Consider the following 18873-nt stretch of genomic DNA (forward strand, 5'->3'; position numbering starts at 1 on the left):
TCCTACCATTCCACTGGCCGCCTCCACCGGCTTCCCAGGCCCATCGACGAAGGTGAGCCACAGCGCGGAATATGGCTTCCCCTGAGCCAGGCCGGGGACTAATCAAGGGCACGCTGGAGAACCAGTCAGCGCCCACTGGCGCCCAGGCCACGCATGCTGAGCTGGATCTGCTCGCGCTGCAGGTCGACGGCCAGGACACGCACCTGAACCACCTGCCCGACGGCCACGACGGCCAGAGGATCGCGCACATAGCGATCGGCCAGCTCTGAAATATGGACCAGGCCATCGCGCTTGACCCCAATGTCCACAAAGGCGCCGAAGTCGACTACATTGCGCACGGTGCCTTGAAGGACCATACCCGGCTTGAGATCCTCCAGCTTCAGGACATCGTGGCGCAGAATGGGAGGCGGTAGCTCATCGCGCGGGTCAAGGCCCGGTTTCTCCAGATTCTCCAAAATATCCAGCAGCGTCGGCAGCCCTACGCCGATCTTGCGCGCAATGTCAGACCAGGCAGCCTGTTCGCCATCCAGCTCCCCATCCTGGCCATGTCGCCGCCGACTGCGGCCCAACGTGCTTTGGAGCTTGACCAGGCGTCGGAATTGGACGACGCGCTCCGCCGGTTTAAGTCCCCCATCCGAGCCTTCGGGCAGCATCGCCAACAAGGCCCGGGCCGCCGGATAGCTCTCGGGATGAATAAAGGTATTATCAAGCATTTCGACGCCATTAGCGATCTTGAGGAATCCAGCGGCCTGGGTAAAGGTGGCCGGTCCCAGGCCAGGAACCTTCAGTAACTCCTCACGCGAGCGGAATGGGCCGTGCTCCTCGCGGTATTTGACAATCGCAGTGGCAACACGGCTGTTAATGCCCGCAACATGCCTGAGCAGCGCAGCCGAAGCCGAATTCAGCTCGACGCCCGCAAAGTTGACGCAGGAGACAACCACCCGCTCCAGCATCTCGGCCAGGGCTTTTTGGTCAACATCGTGTTGATAGAGACCAACGCCCAGCGCGCGTGGATCGATCTTGACCAGCTCCGCCAGCGGGTCCTGAAGACGGCGCGCGATTGAAATGGTACCGCGCTGGGTTGCGTCCAGCGTTGGGAATTCCTGGCGTGCGATCTCGGAGGCCGAATAGACCGAGGCTCCGGCCTCATTGACGATCACATAACCGATCTCACCACGGCGACCTGTCTCTTCCTCCAGCGCGCGAATCAATTCCGCCACCAGCTGCTCCGTCTCACGCGAGGCCGTGCCATTGCCTATGGCAATCACCTTCAGATCGTGCTCAGCGATCAGGCGGCGCAGCGTCTGCCTGGCTCTCTCCTCCTGATGGAGGTAGATGGTATCCGAGGTCAGGTACTTGCCGGTCTCGTCGACGACGGCCAGCTTGCAGCCAGTGCGATAGCCCGGGTCAATACCCAGTACCTTGTAACCACGCAGTGGCGGCTGCAGCAGCAGATGGCGCAGGTTGGCTGCGAAGATCCCGATGGCATGCTCCTCGGCCTTGCGGGTCAGCTCAACGCGCACCTCGCGCTCCATCGCTGGAGCCAGCAGGCGTTTGTAGCCATCTTCGATGGCCTGAGCGAGCTGAGCGGCAAAGGGCGAGGTCTCTTTGATGGGATAGTGGGCCGTGATAGCGGGCCGGGCCTGTTCGTAGTCGAGCGTCACGCTGACACGCAGCACCTCCTCGCGCTCCGCGCGGTTGAGCGCAAGGACGCGATGCGGAACCATCCGCTCGACGCCCTCGTGAAAGTCATAATAGATACGGTAGGTGCCCTTGGGATCTTTCTCGGCCAGGGCCTCGGGATCAACGGGGCGAGCGCTGACCGTGGCCTGCTGGAAGAAAAGCGCGCGAACAGCACCGCGCACATTGGCATCTTCGGCGACGATTTCCGCCACAATATCCCGCGCTCCCGCATAGGCTTCCAGGGCCGTCTCGACCCCCTTCTCGGGATCAAGGACGGGGCGGGCCTGCTCCTCCAGCACTGTGGCTGGATCGCCCGCGAGCTCTGGTTGCTGCAGAATCAGCTCGGCCAGCGGAAGCAGTCCCTTCTCGCGCGCCACACTGGCCCGAGTTTTGCGCTTCGGTCGGTAAGGGAGATAGAGGTCCTCTACTTCCTGGAGGGTGCGGGCTGCCATGATGGCCGCCTCCAGCTCTGGCGTGAGCTTCCCCTGAGCTGCGATCAAACGGCGCACATCGGCCTTGCGCTCAAAGAGGGCGCGCAGGGCTGCCGCGCGATCGGCAATAGCCTGGATCTGGACCTCGTCAAGGCTGCCCGTCACCTCCTTGCGATAGCGAGCGATGAAGGGGATGGTGTTGCCTTCGTCCAGCAAAGCGAGGGTGCGCGCAATCTGCTCGCTGGAAAGCTGCAGCTCGGCGCTCAGCAGGCGCGCCAGCTCGGAAACGGGAAGAATCTCCTCGTCTGCGCTCTGTGTCATGCTTGCATCATTCACATTCACCAGAATACGTGCCACCTTCTGTCTGTGCTCGTGTTCTTCAGAATGGGTTAAGCCGGCTCCGGGAGGAGCAACCCGCGCCTATGATACCATAGCCCCGGCGTCAGGCCAGCCTCTCCAGGCCCTTTGTCCACCCCTTCCTCATCTACCAGGGGCCTGGCAGCCACTAGGCACCCCCGCCCGCCCAGCGGCTACTGAGGAAAACGCGCCTCCCGAGCAGCCCCCCCACCCAGCCGAGCACCATCGCCAGCAGCAGGCCCCCGCCAAGGTAGAGGAGAGGGCCAGGAACATTGGAACCGTTCCCCGCCGCAGGAAGCGAGAAGAGCCAGGGCGCCACCTGGTGGACAATGCGCGTCAGCTCGCGCCCTATCTGCAGAGGCAGCCCCGGCTGATTAGCGCGCTGCAGCTCGCTCTGGAGACGCTGGACGACGATGATCAGCAGGCCACAGCCGAAGACGAGCCAGAACATCACCGTACTGCAGATCCCCGCCCAGAAACCAGCCCGGGCCCCACGCAGCGAACTGCCACCGCGACGTGTGCTCATAAAGCCTGCCAGCAGATAGCACAGCCAGCCCACCACCAAGGACAACAACAGAGCCTCTTGCGTACGCAGGAGCAGCACCAAAAGCGCCGAGCCAACCCCCTGTAGCAGGCCCCAGAGGCAGCCCTGTCCGAAGGGACTGGGCAACGGGCGCAGCGACTGTGGAGGCACCATGATCACCTGGGCCCTCTGACCTGCAGATGGCCGCCCCGGTCCAGCAGGCGAAGCCGGCGAGACCGGATAAGACAACGGTCGCGGCCCTGATGGCCCCTTAACTACCATCGCCGGAGCCGCGCCTGCTCCGGGCCGCACTCCCGGCCCTGGGCCGGCCAGTGGCCCCCCTATCACACGCACCGTCGGCTCAGCGTGCCCCATAAAGACGCCCCTGCCTTGAAGCGCCTCGGCGAACTCGCGCATAGAGCGAAAACGTCCCTCTGGATTGAGGGCCAGACCCTTCAGCAGGGCTTGCTCGACACGCGGTGAAATCTGCGGATTCAACAGGCTTGGCGGCTGCAGCGTTTCTCGCAAACTGCGACTGATCGCCGAAGGAGGCCTGGTCGCCGTCAACAGATAATACATGGTCGCCGCCAGTGCATAGATATCCGACTGGGGCGTTGTCGTGCCTGTGTACTGCTCCAGCGGGCTGAATCCCTCAGTGACCGCTTTGATCATGGTCTGGCTGGCGCTGGCAGGATCGTAGAGCTTGGTGACGCCGAAATCGACCAGAACAGCATAGCCCTCGACCGTCAGAATAATATTGGCCGGCTTGATATCGCGATGAACCACCGCCGGCGTCCGGCTATGGAGCTCCTGCAGTACCTGCATAATGGGCAGGAACCAGACGAGCACCTCCTGCTCACGGCAGGGAGAGCCGCGGGCCTGCATCAGCTGGAGCAGGTTCTGGCCCTCAATCAGCTGCATCACCAGGTAGAAGCGGCCCCCCTCCTCGAAGGCATCATAGACCTGCGGGAGATGCTTGCTCTTAATGGTAAAAAGAATGCCCGCCTCCATCAGCGCCTGACGTCGCGCCGCCGGGGTGACATCGTAGGTCTCTTTGATAGCACAAGGACGATCGCCTTCGCTGGTATCAATACCGCGGTAGACCGAGCCAAAGCCACCACGGTTAATCAGGCCATCGATAATATAGTGGCCTCCGACGACCGTCCCAGATTTCAAAGGCAGGGGAAAAGTCATCTCACGGTCCTTCTCCCGGGCAACACTCAGCAGCAGATGGTCGACAGGATTAGCTCGCTCAGGCCTCGGGCCAGCTTCCCATCCTCTTCCGTTCCGTCAGGTGCTGCCCCACCCAGCGCCAGTAGCAGCCCAGAAGAGCCACACTGGCTAGCCAGTAACTTCAGATTCCCCATTTTATTGTACACCAGCAGCCACAGCGCAAGGGCCACACCCAGAGGAAAGCAGGAACTCCGGGCAACGGAACACCACGCCATCGACAGCCACCCACCCACCCACCGACTCCCAACAGAGTAGAGAGCCATGCCCCCCTGCTGATTGCCTCTGCAAGAGAGCATTTCATCTGCGCAGCCCTCGTGCTATACTGGAGAGAATAACGCTCCGCAGAGCGATGTTATAAATAAACGGAGATTGCAAGCAAGGGTCCGGCTTGCAATCGTGTACCAGTATGGTACAATGAGGCCATGCTCAACCGATCTGGCAGGAAAAGGAGCCTGTTCCGGGACTGGGCTGAGGGACCAGGAGAGCTAAGGCATGGCTTCGAAAGCAGGAGAACATGACAGCAGTAGCCTTGGGAAGAGAACCGGAGCAGGCAGACAGTTCACCAGATGCGGTGGACGCTCGTACAATAAGAACAGAGTAGCTAGAGTTGCAGCATGTTGACTTCCTTTGCAAGAGGAAGCAACTGCCTGTCACTCGTGCGGCGATCCAGCAGGCCGACCATAACAGAGGATGATACCGCTCCCTGCCCTGGGTAGGGAGACAAGAGCAGGTACTTGGAACGAAAAGTGATGTTCGACGCCGATAAGCCGACCGAGCCAGAACGCGAACTCATACCAGTGCCGGAGCCGGAACCGGAGCCGGAGCCTGAGCAGGATGAGGATGCGGACCTGACCTCGCTAGCGCAGAGCGATAGCCTGCGCCTCTACCTCCGTGAGATCTCTCGCATCCCCCTGCTGACTCCAGCGCGTGAGGCCGAACTGGCCGAGCGTGCTGAACGGGGAGATAGCGATGCACGCAACCAGCTCATCATGGCTAACCTTCGCCTGGTGGTCAGCATCGCTAAGAAGTACGTAGGCCAAGGGCTCTCCCTGGAGGACCTGATTGGCGAGGGCAATATCGGCCTTATTCGCGCTGTCACAAAGTTCGACTACAAGAAGGGCTTCCGTTTCTCCACATACGCCACCTGGTGGATTAAGCAGGCAATCACGCGAGCGATTCTGGAGGGAACGCGCGTAGTCCGCCTGCCGGTCTACATTATGGAGGAGGTCATGCGCGTCAAGCGCATCATGCGCCAGCTCTACCAGGAGATGGGAAGGGAGCCTTCGCCCGAGAGCATTGGTGAGCGGCTCGGCATGAGTCCAGAGCGCGTCAACGAGCTTCTGATCTGGGCAGAAAAGGTCTTCTCGCTGGATGCGCCTCTCTCCGATGAGGAAGAGAACACGCTGGGCGATATCATCGAGGACGCTCGCGAGCGGGGGCCTATGGAGGTTACCAATCAGCAGCTGCTGCGTGAAGAGATTCGGAAGGTGCTGAACCAGCTCACGACCCGCGAGCGCCAGGTGATCGAACTCCGCTTCGGCCTCATCGACGACCATGACCACACGCTTGAAGAGGTAGGCCGCAAGCTGAAAGTCACTCGCGAGAGAGTTCGCCAGATTGAGGAGCGAGCAATCCGCAAGCTGCGCCATCCCCAGGCCAGTCGTTACTTGAAAGATTACCTTGACTGAGCGCGACGACGCTGGCCGGCTCGCAACAGGTTCCAGGCCAGAATGAAGCTCGCCTCGGGGCCGGCTCCGGCAGGCAGACAGAGAGACCGGTCAGCAGCGCGCAGGCCGGCTATCAGCGGCTTGCCTTGCCCCTCTTCTCCCCGCCCACGAACGGCGAGCAGAAACAGGGCAGGACAGGAGAGCGCCCACGCGCCCCTACGATATGAGCACAATCACCGCCTGTTCTGCCCTCGCGCTTTCGCCCCCACGTCCTCGCCACCTCGTCGTCGGACCTCCCTCCGCGACAAGAAGAAAGATAGGTGAATAGAAACAATTCTGTTGTTACACAACCGAACAGTGAGGACATGACTTTTGGGGCACATTCTCGCCTCCCTGTAGATGCTCCCCCGTTGAAGAACGTAAATAATTACGTCGGTACCGCCGCCATGTTATCATGGAGAAAGCGGGGAAGAGCGCCCGGCAGATCAGTTGCAGGCGAGCGCTCTTCCCCCGCTGGGCAGGTGAGACAGGCCCTTTCTCTCCTGACGGACCAGCGGGCGGCCTGGCAGCAGGCCCGGGCCGGTCTTGCAGGCTGTGGTCACCAGGCTGGGGTTCAGCGAGAGGATGAGGGTCATTGCAGGAACGCAGAAATGGAGGGGGCACTGGCCTCTCCGCCTTATAGGGCGTCGCACGGGAAGGGGCCAGTGCGTTCACGCACATGAATGAACTGGCAGGACAGAGTCTGGGTGGCTACCTGTTGGAAGAAGAAATAGGGCGTGGTTCGATGGGGATGGTGTACCGCGGCAAGCAATTCGCGCTTGGCCGTGATGTCGCCATTAAGATTCTGCCTCATGCCCTGGCCAAAGACACATCGTACGTCGCGCGCTTCATCCGTGAGGCCCGCATCATCGCCGGGCTGAATCACCCCAACATCGTGCAGATCTACGATGCCGGTGAGCAAAAGGGCGTCCTCTACTTTGTGATGGAGTACGTCCAGGGGCCAACGCTGGGTAGCCTGCTACGCCTGGATGGCCAAATCCCCCAGTATCTGGCCGCCGAGTATGCGGCGCAGATCGCCGAGGCGCTCGACTGCGCCTACAGCGAGCGCAATGTAATTCACCGCGACATCAAGCCAGAAAACTTGATGCTGGATCGCTGGGGGAAGATCAAGGTGATGGATTTCGGGCTGGCGCGCGCGCCAGGGCTGCAACGCATTACGGTGGCCCGGACGCTGGTCGGCAGTATCTACTACGCCTCCCCAGAACAGATCTGGGGCCAGCCGCTCGACAACCGCAGCGATATTTATGCCCTCGGCGTGGTGCTCTACGAGATGGTGACCGGGCAGCGCCCTTTCAATGGGCGCACGTTGCCGGAGGTGACCCAGGCCATCACGAGCGGTCAGCTGCGCCCACCGTCCTGGCTGAATCCTCAGCTCGCCCCAGGCCTGGAAGAGATTATTCTCAAGGCCCTGGCCCGCGATCGAACACAGCGCTACGAGCAGGCACGGCAGATGGCCCAGGAGCTGCGCGCCTTAAATCTGAGGGCCGAGGAGCCTCCTGTCTCCACAAATGGGGGGCCGCTCTCCCCTCTACCGCCGACCAATCCGCGGGCCTTCGTCGTGCAGCCGCCACGCCGACCGCGCCTGGCCGAGCAGCGACCATCATTCAGCGAGTGGCGGGCCCAGCGCTCAGCAACGCCGTTCCCGCCGGAGTCCTCTCACGGTCAGCCCGGGTCAGGGGAGCCAGGCAGGACGGCAGCATGGCCCGGCGGTCCTGGCTATGCCTCTTGGCTGGAGCAGCCTCCCCACGCTCCAGGCTCCGCCGGTCCGGGGTCTGTCCCAAGCAGAGGCGCGCCTGAGAGCGAGCTGCTACCGCCAGACGATCAGTCGGAAAAGGCTGGCCTCTGGCAGCACTTCCAGCGTTTGCTTGGGCGCTCAAGCAGAGGTGAGCAGGAGCCAGGTCCTGCTATGCCTTCCGGCGATGGCTATGCCCACAGCGGCTAGTTGGACTGCATCGCCAGCTCAGATGGCTCGCCTCCATCAATCGGCCAGGCGGAGGTCACCTTGCAGGGCTGGCCCATCTTCGCTATACTACGAGCGATCGTCAAACGATCGCCATCGGACCGGACCCTGTCCGTCCAAACCTGGTGCTTCGTCGCTTGAGGAGAAGACGCTTCTATGGGATCGCAAGTGAGCATCGGCGTCGCTTTTCTGGCGGGACTCGCGTCCTTTCTCTCGCCTTGCGTCCTGCCCCTGGTTCCAATCTACCTGGCGCAGCTCGTGGGCGAGAGCGTCTATCAATCGACCCGCGAAGGCGGCAGCCTGACAGTACGTTTGACAACCTTCCTGCATGCTGGGCTTTTCGTGCTGGGCTTCACCTGTGCCTTTGTCGCTCTGGGCGCTACAGCCAGCACCCTCGGCTCCTTCCTGCGAGCCAATCAGCTCCTGCTGCGCGAGATAGGTGGCGTTCTACTCGTTATTATCGGTCTTCATCTTACGGGTCTGTTTCAACTTCCGCTGCTCTCGCGACAGAAACGCTTTGAGTTCCGCCCAGCGCGCCCCGGTCCGCTCGCGTCGTTCGTGATCGGCCTGGTCTTCGCCATTGGCTGGACTCCTTGCGTCGGGCTGATTTTGGGCAGCATTCTCGGTCTGGCAGCCAATGCCGCGACCCTGCGCGAGGGTGTTCTGCTGCTGCTCAGCTACTCATTGGGCCTGGGCCTGCCCTTTCTCCTGCTCGGATTGGGCCTCAACCAGGTCAGCGCAGCTCTCAAGCTCCTCAAGCCGCATCTAGGGAAGATCGAGGTGGCCACAGGGATCATTATGGCCCTGGCCGGGCTGGCGATCTTTTTCAACGTGCTGCCCGCGCTCAACCACTACTTTAGCTGGGGCCTGAGCCTCTGAGCTTTCCCTGCGAGCCAGCCCCCTACTGCGAGGCGAGCAGAAGCAGGCTGGTTCGCTTGCTGCCCCCGCTGAGACTGAGAAAGCAACGCAGCCGGTGAGGAGACAACTGCATCCTGCTTTCTGGGCACTCAGGAGAGAGGTCGCAGATGTCTCCACGCCGGCTTGCTTTCCTGCGCCAGGACCAGGCTCTCTGTCAGTCAGAAGCCCTGATCGCAAACGAAGAGTCCTTCCACGAACGGGATCAACGCTAACAGGCAGACAGACAAAGAGTCAGCGGGAAAGACAGGGGAACAGGGCACTGACACTGCCGCTGTCCGCGGGGATCATAGCCTCATAGCCTGGCTTGCCTGTGCACCAGCGAATCGCACTCACTTAGCCAGCCTGCTTACTCGCCAGGCTCTTCCAGAGCGATATCCGCTCTCAGCTCCATCTCAAGCTCGGGATCAAGCTCCAGAGGCTCACCGGGGGGCGTCTGAGCAATACGCATCACTGCCTCACGTAAATGGGCAGGAGCACGCTCAATCGTACAGCGTTCATGAATCAGCCTTCTAAGACGTTCATCAAAGCGAAAACGGCTCTCACACTGCGAGCAGCATGCCAGATGCTGCTGGACCGTGATAACCTCCTCGGCGCTGAGTTCCCGGTCGATATACAGATGGAGACGAGCTATCGCTTCAACACAATTCATGGTTGTTCACTCGCTCTCTCTCCTCAAGTATCGAGGCTGGTTTTCTTATCTGTTCATTTTAACAGAGGGCGAGGGCGTTTTCATTCCCCAGGGAATTGCTTCCTTGCCTTTCCTCTGGCAGGTCCTGCTTAAGCGCAGCCAGCGGCAGCGGTCCCCCTCAAGCGGTTGACCGAGTCGTCCTTTTCTGGTATGTTGTCCCAGGAAAGAGAGAAAAATGCTGGGCTGTGGCCAGGGAACTGGCCGCTATGCTAGTCCTCAGCTGCTGAACGAGCAAGAGGCCAGGCCCACCAGGCCCAGACAGATCAGGGAACGAAATGCGGGCCTGAGCCGTGTGGTGAGTGAGGGAAAGGATCGCCTGCGCTGGCGAGGAGCCGATCCGCCGCTCGCCCTCCGTCGCGCTCCACCAAAAGGGGCTAGTTTGAGCAGCGATCTATCGGCTATACTAGAAACAGCCTATTGTCTAGTGAGGTACCGTATGCTGCGGTTCCGTGCAGGAGGATGGGCCTGAAAGGGCAGGTTCTGCCCGGAAAAGAAGCCTTCGCAGAGTGAGACCGCAATGAATGGAACCACCGCTGATACGCCCGACCTCTACACGGAGTACCCTCCTAGACCTCTAGGAGACAGCTCCGGCAGCGATCTGCCCTGCTTGTCAGCAGGGATGATCCTGCTCCTGTCCCTGTTGCAGACTCCATCGCAGCCGCGAGACAACGCAACTGTGGTCGTCCGGTTGAGAGAGGATAGAGGGAGATTTGCATGTCCGAACAGCCTATCACTTCTGTCAATACTCCAGTGACTACCGGAAGCGATACAACTGGGCAGAAGCCAGGACCCCCGCATGAGGACTTCACGGCAGGGGTCCTGGCCCAGCTTGACAGCCTCTATCGCACGGCGCTACGGATGACCAACAATCCCCAGGAGGCCGAAGATCTGGTACAGGAGACCATGCTTAAAGCCTTTCGCTTTGCTCACACCTACCATCCTGGCACCAATCTGCGGGCCTGGCTGTTTCGTATCTTGAACACCACGGCCATCAACCACTATCGCCGTCAGTCAACCCACCCGGCGACCACCTCGCTGCCCGAGGGGGAAGAGTTCTACCTGTACAATCGCATCAAGGATCTGGCAGGCAACGAAGTCACTGCCGGCGCCGAAGAAGAGGTACTTCAGCACTATCTCGATGAAGATGTTTATAATGCGCTGATGGAGCTGCCTCCCAACTTTCGGATGCCGATCATCTTGGCTGATATTGAGGGACTCTCTTACAAGGAGATCGCCGAGGCGCTGCAGATCCCTATCGGGACGGTGATGAGCCGCATCTCACGAGCACGCCGCCAGCTGCAGAAATCACTCTGGCGCTATGCCCAGGAGCGCGGCTATCTCAAAGAAGCCAGGACGACTACCGCTGGAGAGGCCGCCAGCACCTCGACCAGGGCCAGCTACGCCGACCCTGCGGATGCTGCCAGGCCAGTCTCCACCCCAGAGTCAGCCCTGGCAGATCATCAGGCTACGGATTCTCATCCGTAGTCTCCTCCTGCAATAAGGCGAGAGCCGCGCGAGTGACACTAATGTCTGCACAGCGCCGGTCGAGAGCATTCGAGGCACGTCTGATCAAGCCCTTGCGCTCCAGACGGGTCAGGACCTTGGTGGCCGCCGCCGAGCTGACGCCCAACAGGGCAGCCACCTCGCTGACTGACCAGTGATCCCGCTGAGCCAGATAGGTCAGCACCTCGCGCTGACGCGCTGTGACGGTACCAGCAGCTGCTCGACGTAGTGCGTTCATGAGGACAGCGCTCCCTCTACGAAGTAGAAGCATGACTCCACAGTAGGGCAACAGGCGAGTGGGCAACATCCACACGCTTTTTCTTCATAAGAGACGCTGCGGCGGAGCTATTCAGGTACCGTTTTCGCTAAGGACCCTCCCCTGGCGCCAGGCGCTCCCCCCTATCCGCCTACCTCTCGGCCCATGCCGGCCCTTCTGGCCTCAGCGCACCGCTGCCACTCAACAGGCCATCTCGCGACGCACGCTGCGCGGCGCCTCGCTCCTGGGTCGAGGGGCTGTGACATGCTGCAAGGTGAAAGAGAAGGTGCTGCCTTCGCCCGGCACGCCGCTGCTCTCTACCCAAATCTTTCCCCCCATCGCCTGCACAAGTTGCTCGCTGATGTAGAGTCCTAGCCCGGCACCACGTACCGGACTATTCATATCACGATCAAGTCGGACAAAGCGCTCAAAAAGATGCTTCTGCGCCTCACGCGGCACTCCCAGGCCATAGTCGCGCACCGAAATGGTCACCCAACGATCTTTGACCTGACAAAAGATATCGACCTCCGTGCCAGGCGGAGAATACTTGAGGGCATTGCTGAGCAGATTGAGCAGGATCTGACGCAGGCGCAGCTCATCGGCCAGCACATAGATCCCTACTGGGACATGAATGCGCAGGCTATGCCGTTCACGCTTGCTCAGAGCATCCAGAATATCAACGACATGTTCAACAGATTTGCGCAGCTCGACAGCCTCTAGCTTCAGGCGCTCCGCATCCATATGCACACGGCTTGCATCCATAATGTTGCTGACCAACAGCACCAGCTCATCACAGCCACGATGAGCACGAGCGATGAAGTCATCTCGCACCTCTGGCGAAAGATGCAAGTGATACTCTTTCAGCAATTCTATATAACCGAGTACAGCCGTCAGAGGAGTGCGCAGTTCATGAGAGGCCGTCATAATGAACTGGTCCTTGAGGCGATCAAGCTCCTTCTGTTGCTCATAAGCGGCGCGCAGCTCCAAAGTGATCTTTGCATTCTCCAGCATAGTGGCGCACTGCGAAGAGAACATCTCGAGCATATGTTTCTCTTCACAGGAGAAGAGATGAGCGCGCGCATAGGTCAATACCAGAACGCCGAGGCGATGATGAGCACGTCTGAGAGGGAGCCAGGCGAAAGGGAAGGCCGGAGTCTGAGGCAAGCAGGGAGGAATGTGTGGAGAGAGCGCATGATCGCGGCCCAGCCCTGGCCCCATATCGTTCCCCTCATAGAACCAGGGACGCCAGTCCTCCTCTTGCAGCGAGCTCAGCTCTTGGGCAGGCGAGAGCGGTGGCCCGCCAGGCAGATAGGCAACGCGCCGCAGGCAGGCCTCTTGCTCATCGTAGAGCCAGACCTCAGCTCCAGCCGAGCCAGCGCGCGCAGCCACTTCTGCATAGTTGACTGCCACATCCTCGATCGTCTCAATGGCGCTTACAGGCAAGGCGGTGACACTATAGAGCGCATTGAGCATAGCCGCATGGCGGCTGGCCCGCGCCGAGAGACGGGCCGTTTCCAGTAGCGGCGTAAAGCGAGCCAGCATCAGCTCAATGGCTTCGAAGTCGGGGCCGGCATAGGGCTGATGATCACCGCGTTCTCCCAACACCAGGACGCCGATCAGACGTCCCTGGGCTCGCACCGGGACCAGCAACGGGTCGAGTTCCTGCTGATGAGTAATAGCGACCTGAAGGTAGCGGGCCAGGCCGATAGGGCTGCGTCTAAAGGACTGCTGCAGCTCGCTGAGTTGCAGAGGGAAGCGCGCGTGAGTTAAACGCTCGACCAGCAGAGGGGTCAGGGTCAGCCAGCCATCATCGCCGAGAGCTTCTTCTGGCTCCATTGGTAGCAGCCAGCGGAGCAGGCGCAGGCGCACCTCGTCGCCTGGTTCGGCGTAGGAGAGGGCCGGGCAGAGGCGATAGTAGCCGCTCTCATCGTCGAGCACAAAGAGACAGACCTCGCGGGTCTCAAAGGCACTGACCGCCGCCGCACTCACTAACTGGGCCACCTCATCGAGGGTCGCACCTTCGCTCTCCAAGGGATGAGGGGTTTCCAACAAGCGACGGTAATGGCACAACTCGCTAAAGAAGAGACGCTCCGTCAGAATATGGGCCAGCCACCAGGTGAGCGGGGCCAGGACAGCCATCAGCGCCACTGTCAACATGGTGCGCGCCGGCAGGTCCGGCAGAGGCAGGATCAAAGCCAAAACCGCCACCGCATAAGCCAGCATCACCAGGCAGACCAGGCCCACAATCCAGGCCACAACGCGACGGATATAACGGTCCAGTACCAGGATCTGGTAGCGCAAGATCGAATAGCCCAGCAGCGGCGGCAGAAGCGCCAGCGGGAGCGTGCTAAAGCGAGGATCAACACGAAGGGGAATATGCAGCCACCAGGGCAGGACATTCAAGAGCAGAAAGGGGGCAAACGCCAGGATCACAGCCCCCATAAAGAGGCGGCGCTGCTGCTGCTCGCGCAGCGTAGCCGTGCGCCGGTAGAGATTGGCGATCGAGGTCAGAATACCGGTCAGCGTCAAGAGGTAGTAGGTATAGTCGACGAAGTTGAGCCAGGCCAGGCGCGGACTGGCCCCCCAGTCGTAGAAGGCCAAATGACAGGTGACGAGCAAGCTCAAGAGCACCACCAGACCAAGGTAGGCCGGCGCCAGCAACGAGAGCAAGAGCAAACGCAGCAGATGCCCAACGGAGCGACAGGCCTGGACAGAGGTAGTCATAGAAGGCGGAGGAGCCAGCATATTCTGAGGAAAGAGTAAGAGCAGCGTGGTGAAGAGGAGCAGCGAGAGGGCACTGCTCACCCCGCCGATGACCGAGAGGAGCATATCACCTACGGCAGCCCCAGTCTGTACCAGGAAAGTCACCATCATGCAGGCGCAGAAGCAAAGCAAGAGCAGCGCCACCCCCCGGCGATAAGCATAGAGCCAGACCAGGGTCCCAACCGCGAGAAAGAGCAGGGCTGCAAGGGCGGAGACGCCGAACTGGAGGAAAGCATAGGGTAGATAGACGCTGTGCGGGAAAAAGACCCAGGCGTCACCCCCTAGGAGCAAAACATAGACCAGAGCCAGCACCAGAATCGCCACCAGACGCCCAACTCTCGGAAACGAGCGCGTTGTCCTCGTCATACACTCCCTCTTGCTTGAACACCTGAGATCCTTTCAATCACAATCCGAGTAGTTGATGTAATTCGGGCGGAAGAGGCTGGCATACCTCAATAGCCTGCAGACAGAGGCGAGCGCGTTCGCGGTAGAGCAGGCAGATGCTCCAGGCGGCGGTGATCGCCTCGGAGAGGCGGGCGGAGAGAGCGGTGCTGATCGGAGCCCCCTGCTGCAGGGCGAGCAACTCTTCGGGAGAGCAGCCGGTGGAGGTAGCGAGCACCAGCGGGAGCGTTTTTTTTCCACGGCGAAGATCGGACTTTGGCCGGGAGCCTGCCGGGGAGGGAGCCAGCCAGGCATGCAGATCGTGACAATCGTTATCGAGCTGGCCCGCAATCCCCAGCAGCTCCCCCAGGCGAGTGAAGAGTTCGCAGAGGGGGGGAGAGGCTCCAGCAACCAGGGCGCCGAGACGGCAGGCCAGGCGCATGAGCGAGCCGGCCTTTGCCGCAGCCAACGCCAGACAGTCCTCGCGTCGAAAGACGCTCAGCGGCTGGACTTCCGCGAGTAGATCGCGCTGCTGACCAGCCAGACAGGCCAGGCTCGCCGCCTGCAGCTCGCTCAAGAGCAGAAGCGGCTCGCTGGCAGGCGCTTTGGCTTCAGAGGCGACCGTCAGAATAGCTTGCTGAGCCAGAGCCAACAGGGCGGCAGCCACGTTGATGGCACGCGCCTCGCCTAGAGTCTGCAGCAGCGGGGTCTGATCTTCATCGACCAGATCGTCAAAGATATCAATGGCACAGACCAAACACTCCACCGCCAAAGCGGCCCCAGCAGCGTAATCCAGCGCGACAGCCGGACCCAGAGAACGCGCGATCAAGAAAGTGAGCAAAGGCCACCTTCCCTCCCGCAGCTCGCCTGGTTCCCAGCGCTGCAGCTCAGCACCTGACGCCGCCCCCTGCCAGGCAAGTAACTTGCCCTCCTGACGCAAAGCCAGGGCTACCTCCTCGCGCAACGGCCCAGGCACCTCGGTGAGCAGACGCTCCAGGCGCCCGTAGAGAAAGGCCAGCATCTCCCCACAAACCCCTTCCCTGGCTGTCGTCTCCCCGTTTTCGCTCATGCTCCCCGACTCACCTCGCTCCCTCGCGCCTCCGCCTGCCCCCCACTCCATCGCTCCCCCTTCCCTCCCTTCACCGTCACGGATGCCACCACCACATGGGAGGACCCAGCGACGTACCAAGAGCAAGATGCGGAATCAGCTTCTTCAGCACTTCCAGCACCAGTGGCTCCATATCCTCAGAAGCGGCAACACGCTCCAGATCACTGAAACACTCCTGGCGAAAGCTTTCATCGTTATAGAGGCGATGGATAAGCTTACACAACTGCTGTTCTTCCACAGTACTCTCCTTCCCTCTCTTCACTTCAGAGAGACTTCCTATGAGAGCATGCCTTTGCATGCTCTGCGTCAGAGCATACCACATATCTAAAAGAAATGCAAGAGCATAGAATATATATATTTAGATGTATCTATTAATTGAAGGGGAAGGGAGGGCGGGCGCGCGGCGGCAGCATAAGGTCCCAACGCAATTGACGAACGGGGACCTTGCCGCTAGAATCGGGGAGAGATCGCACGCCAGAATCTCACGCTTGAGCGAGGGCACCACTATCCGAGCAGAAAGAAGATGCATAATTGGAACCAAAGCGCTGACCAAGAGGAAGTACTCCCACCTGTGGGGGCAGACCCGCTGGGGGTGCTCAGCAGTACCCGCTGTGTGGTCGAAGATGGCGAGCACGTCTGGATTAACAGCGAGCAGATCCAGGCCCTCAGCGAGCGCTGGGCCGAACTAATCGGCCCGGCAGGAGCGGGCGCCTCGGGACCATCAGCCGGCTATGATCGCTACCATTTCTTCGATGGCAGCGAGCGCAGCGTGAATTGGATTCTCTTGCTCGATGCGCTCAATTTCTGCTTCTGGCCAGAGAAAAATCAGCCGCGCTGGGGCATCACCTATCAGGGGGAGCACCTCAGCGGCTACTGGGCAGAGGCCGCCGCCCTGACACGCGCGGTAGAAGAGGGCCGCCCCATCTGGGATGCCGCTTATTTACGCGCTATGAGTCGCGAGGAACTGGCCCTGATCTTCCGCAGCGAGCAGGAGCAGCAGATCCCACTTTTTGAGGAGCGCCTGACCCATGTTCACGAAGTCGGGCGCGTTCTTTTGGAGCGCTTCGATGGGCAATTCTCTCAGGCTGTGGCTCAGGCCGCCGGCAGCGCGGTGCGCCTGGTGCAGCTGCTCGTCGAGGCTTTCCCGTCCTTCCGCGATGTGGCCCGCTATCGTCAGCGCGAGGTGCGCTTCTTGAAGCGTGCCCAGATCTGCGTCGCCGACCTCCACGCGCTCTTCCGCGGTCAGAGCTGGGGCACCTTCCACGATCTCGACCAGCTGACCATCTTCGCTGACTACAAGTTACCCCAGCTGCTGCGCCACTTCGGAGTGCTGGAGTATCATCCCTCTCTGGCCCAACGGGTCGACCAGCAGGAGCCTCTCCCTGCCGGCTGCGAGGAGGAGGTCGAAATCCGCGCGGCCACGGTCTGGGCCTGCGAGCTCCTCCGCCAGGCTCTGGTCGCCCGCGGCCTGCCCATGAAGGCGATCGAGATCGATCAGCAGCTCTGGCTGCTCAGTCAGCGCATACCTGATATGCGACCGTATCACCGGACTCGTACTATCTATTACTAGAAGCATTGTCTAGTAGAGCAGATCTGCACGGAGCTTGTTTATCCCTGGAGTAAGATGATTCTGAAGACGCTGTTGGCTGCCCTGCCATCGCCTCCGCGGGCCATCTACCCCGCTGGCTCTCTAGATGAGACGGCTGCCCTGGAGCAGCTCCCTGTCTCTCAGCTGGCCTATGACTCGCGGCGTGTCGAGCCAGGGACACTCTTTATTGCTGTGCCCGGTACGCATACCGATGGCCGCCGCTTTCTGACAGAGGCCGCCGCACGCGGCGCAGTGGCCGCCCTTGGCGAGTCGCTGCAGGGCTTCGCTACCTCTCCTCTTCCTTTGCCTTATATCGAGGTCGCCGAGGTGCGCAGCGCTCTCGCCGATCTGGCCGCTGCTTTCTATGGCTACCCCGCTCGCCAGCTCTGGACAATTGGCGTCACTGGCACCGATGGCAAAACAACAACCTGTAATCTGATCTGTACGATTCTGGAGACCGCTGGCCTGGCGAGCGGGCTGATGACAACGGCCAATTTTAAGATGAAGGGCGAGGAGTGGGAGAATACCACTCGCCAGAGTACGCTGGAGGCCCTGGAGATTCAGGCCCTGCTCCGACGCATGCTCGACGCCGGCGTCACTCACGCCGTGATCGAGGCCACCTCTCATGGCCTGGAGCTGGCTCGCGTGCGCGGCTGCGAGTTTGATGTGGGGGTGGTCACCAATATTACGTCGGAGCATCTGGACTTCCACGGCACCGTCGAGAACTACCGCCGGGCCAAGGCCCGCCTCTTCGAGATGCTGGACCCCGATCGCCAGAAGGCACTGCCAACCCGTGCCGCCGCTGTGCTGAACCGCGACGATAGTAGCTTCGCCTTCTTGTTGCCTTTCTGCCGCGCCCCGGTCCTGGACTACGGAATCGATACGCCCGCGAGTTTCCAGGTGACGGAGCTGGAGCTGGGGGCCGCTGGCACGCGCTTTTCCGTCCGCTTTCCTCACGAGCGCCAGCCTGTTCCTATGACCACGCCTCTGGTGGGTCGCTTTAATGTGAGCAATTGCCTGGCAGCAATCGCGGCGACCTACCACCTGGGACTGAGCCCCTCCCAGATCGCTGAGGGCCTGGCGCACGCTCGTAGCGTGAGCGGACGCATGGAGCATGTGGTCGCTGGCCAGCCCTTCTCTGTGATCGTGGACTACGCCCATACGCCCGATAGCCTGCAGAAGGTGCTGGCAACGCTCCGCCCTCTGACTCCAGGCCGCTTGCTGCTGGTCTTCGGCTCCGCCGGCGAGCGCGACGTCCACAAACGCCCGGCCCTGGGCACCGTGGCCGCCCAAATGACGGATTTCTTCGTTATTACTGATGAAGATCCGCGGGAAGAAGATCGTCTGAAAATCCTGCGAGAGATCGCCGAAGGGGCAATAGCCGCCGGAAAGCAGGAGGGCCGCGATTTTCTGTGCATCGCGGATCGCCGGACGGCAATCGCTACCGCTCTGGTCGCCGCGCGCCCCGGCGATACGGTGCTGCTGGCTGGCAAAGGCCATGAGCAGAGCATCATCGTTGGTCGCGAGAAGCTGCCCTGGAATGAGCGACAGGTGGCACTCGAAGAGCTGCAACGGCTCGGTTATGACCGCAGTAGCTCAACTCTCTAGCCGTTTAGCCTATCCTTCAGCGATGGAGTGCGCCTGTGCTTGTTATCGATGCGATAGCCCGTTTGATAAGCCTATGTTTTTTGCTTTCTGCTTCTTTTATCACGATAGACAGAGCCAATCACTGCAGAACAATCGTGCGGGTGGAG

The 18873-nt window shown here is 60.9% G+C and carries 13 protein-coding genes; 6 read left to right on the forward strand and 7 right to left on the reverse strand.

The genetic code is table 11. The features are described from left to right. Positions 1-125: 125 nt before the first annotated feature. Together N688_RS13290 and N688_RS13295 are read right to left on the reverse strand one after the other, a co-directional pair. Entirely contained in the window at positions 126-2435 is a 2310-nt protein-coding gene (locus N688_RS13290) for a Tex family protein (protein WP_052891495.1), read from the reverse strand. Between the two features lie 184 nt (positions 2436-2619). After that, positions 2620-4188 carry a serine/threonine protein kinase gene (locus N688_RS13295; RefSeq protein WP_052889731.1) on the reverse strand — a complete coding sequence of 523 codons (1569 nt, stop codon included), beginning with the start codon at positions 4186-4188 and terminating at the stop codon, positions 2620-2622. Positions 4189-4961: 773 nt separating this feature from the next. On the opposite strand from N688_RS13295, the gene N688_RS13305 reads away from it, so the two are divergent. The 3 genes from N688_RS13305 to N688_RS13315 all read left to right on the forward strand — a co-directional run bounded on the left by N688_RS13305 (position 4962) and on the right by N688_RS13315 (position 8793). Continuing rightward, a complete protein-coding gene (locus N688_RS13305) occupies positions 4962-5915 on the forward strand; it encodes a sigma-70 family RNA polymerase sigma factor (RefSeq protein WP_202901921.1) in 954 nt (317 codons plus the stop codon). A 697-nt stretch (positions 5916-6612) separates the two neighbouring features. Continuing rightward, a complete protein-coding gene (locus N688_RS13310) occupies positions 6613-7896 on the forward strand; it encodes a serine/threonine-protein kinase (RefSeq protein ID WP_052889734.1) in 1284 nt (427 codons plus the stop codon). 174 nt (positions 7897-8070) lie between these two features. Next, positions 8071-8793, forward strand: a complete 723-nt coding sequence (locus tag N688_RS13315) for a cytochrome c biogenesis CcdA family protein (protein ID WP_052889735.1) — start codon at positions 8071-8073, stop codon at positions 8791-8793. Between the two features lie 385 nt (positions 8794-9178). Here N688_RS13315 and N688_RS13320 read toward each other — a convergent pair whose 3' ends face one another. Next, entirely contained in the window at positions 9179-9481 is a 303-nt protein-coding gene (locus N688_RS13320) for an anti-sigma factor family protein (RefSeq protein ID WP_052889736.1), read from the reverse strand. A 753-nt stretch (positions 9482-10234) separates the two neighbouring features. Between N688_RS13320 and N688_RS13325 the strand changes: the two genes are divergently transcribed. Continuing rightward, positions 10235-11005, forward strand: a complete 771-nt coding sequence (locus N688_RS13325; protein WP_081838823.1) for a sigma-70 family RNA polymerase sigma factor — start codon at positions 10235-10237, stop codon at positions 11003-11005. On the opposite strand, the gene N688_RS13330 is transcribed toward N688_RS13325, so the two are convergent. The 4 genes from N688_RS13330 to N688_RS13345 form a co-directional block, all read right to left on the reverse strand. Continuing rightward, positions 10986-11261 (reverse strand): MarR family transcriptional regulator, encoded by a 276-nt coding sequence (locus N688_RS13330; protein ID WP_052889737.1) that lies wholly within the window; start codon positions 11259-11261, stop codon positions 10986-10988. The genes N688_RS13325 and N688_RS13330 overlap by 20 nt on opposite strands. 219 nt (positions 11262-11480) lie before the next feature. Next, the gene (locus N688_RS13335) at positions 11481-14408 is read right to left on the reverse strand and encodes a sensor histidine kinase (RefSeq protein ID WP_052889738.1); all 2928 of its coding nucleotides are present in this window, start codon (positions 14406-14408) and stop codon (positions 11481-11483) included. Positions 14409-14445: 37 nt separating this feature from the next. Next, positions 14446-15492, reverse strand: a complete 1047-nt coding sequence (locus tag N688_RS13340) for a polyprenyl synthetase family protein (protein WP_162179559.1) — start codon at positions 15490-15492, stop codon at positions 14446-14448. 76 nt (positions 15493-15568) lie between these two features. Next, complete coding sequence (locus tag N688_RS13345; protein WP_052889740.1) at positions 15569-15769, reverse strand: hypothetical protein; 201 nt, start codon at positions 15767-15769, stop codon at positions 15569-15571. A gap of 285 nt (positions 15770-16054) precedes the next feature. Here N688_RS13345 and N688_RS13350 point away from each other — a divergent pair, with 285 nt between their 5' ends. Next, the gene (locus N688_RS13350; protein WP_052889741.1) at positions 16055-17101 is read left to right on the forward strand and encodes a queuosine 5'-phosphate N-glycosylase/hydrolase; all 1047 of its coding nucleotides are present in this window, start codon (positions 16055-16057) and stop codon (positions 17099-17101) included. 54 nt (positions 17102-17155) lie between these two features. Then, positions 17156-18727: a UDP-N-acetylmuramoyl-L-alanyl-D-glutamate--2,6-diaminopimelate ligase gene (locus N688_RS13355; protein WP_052889742.1), complete on the forward strand. Its 1572-nt coding sequence runs from the start codon at positions 17156-17158 to the stop codon at positions 18725-18727. Positions 18728-18873 lie beyond the last annotated feature (146 nt).

The organism is Thermogemmatispora carboxidivorans (genome assembly GCF_000702505.1).
Classification (GTDB): Bacteria; Chloroflexota; Ktedonobacteria; order Ktedonobacterales; family Ktedonobacteraceae; genus Thermogemmatispora; species Thermogemmatispora carboxidivorans.

What these genes read in the sequence shown, in the direction of transcription:
- N688_RS13310 (WP_052889734.1), top strand. Translation starts at nt 6,613, where the DNA reads ATGAATGAACTGGCAGGACAGAGTCTGGGTGGCTACCTGTTGGAAGAA.
- N688_RS13320 (WP_052889736.1), bottom strand. Translation starts at nt 9,481, where the DNA reads ATGAATTGTGTTGAAGCGATAGCTCGTCTCCATCTGTATATCGACCGG.
- N688_RS13290 (WP_052891495.1), bottom strand. Translation starts at nt 2,435, where the DNA reads ATGACACAGAGCGCAGACGAGGAGATTCTTCCCGTTTCCGAGCTGGCG.
- N688_RS13335 (WP_052889738.1), bottom strand. Translation starts at nt 14,408, where the DNA reads ATGACGAGGACAACGCGCTCGTTTCCGAGAGTTGGGCGTCTGGTGGCG.
- N688_RS13330 (WP_052889737.1), bottom strand. Translation starts at nt 11,261, where the DNA reads ATGAACGCACTACGTCGAGCAGCTGCTGGTACCGTCACAGCGCGTCAG.
- N688_RS13355 (WP_052889742.1), top strand. Translation starts at nt 17,156, where the DNA reads ATGATTCTGAAGACGCTGTTGGCTGCCCTGCCATCGCCTCCGCGGGCC.
- N688_RS13315 (WP_052889735.1), top strand. Translation starts at nt 8,071, where the DNA reads ATGGGATCGCAAGTGAGCATCGGCGTCGCTTTTCTGGCGGGACTCGCG.
- N688_RS13325 (WP_081838823.1), top strand. Translation starts at nt 10,235, where the DNA reads ATGTCCGAACAGCCTATCACTTCTGTCAATACTCCAGTGACTACCGGA.
- N688_RS13340 (WP_162179559.1), bottom strand. Translation starts at nt 15,492, where the DNA reads ATGAGCGAAAACGGGGAGACGACAGCCAGGGAAGGGGTTTGTGGGGAG.
- N688_RS13295 (WP_052889731.1), bottom strand. Translation starts at nt 4,188, where the DNA reads ATGACTTTTCCCCTGCCTTTGAAATCTGGGACGGTCGTCGGAGGCCAC.
- N688_RS13350 (WP_052889741.1), top strand. Translation starts at nt 16,055, where the DNA reads ATGCATAATTGGAACCAAAGCGCTGACCAAGAGGAAGTACTCCCACCT.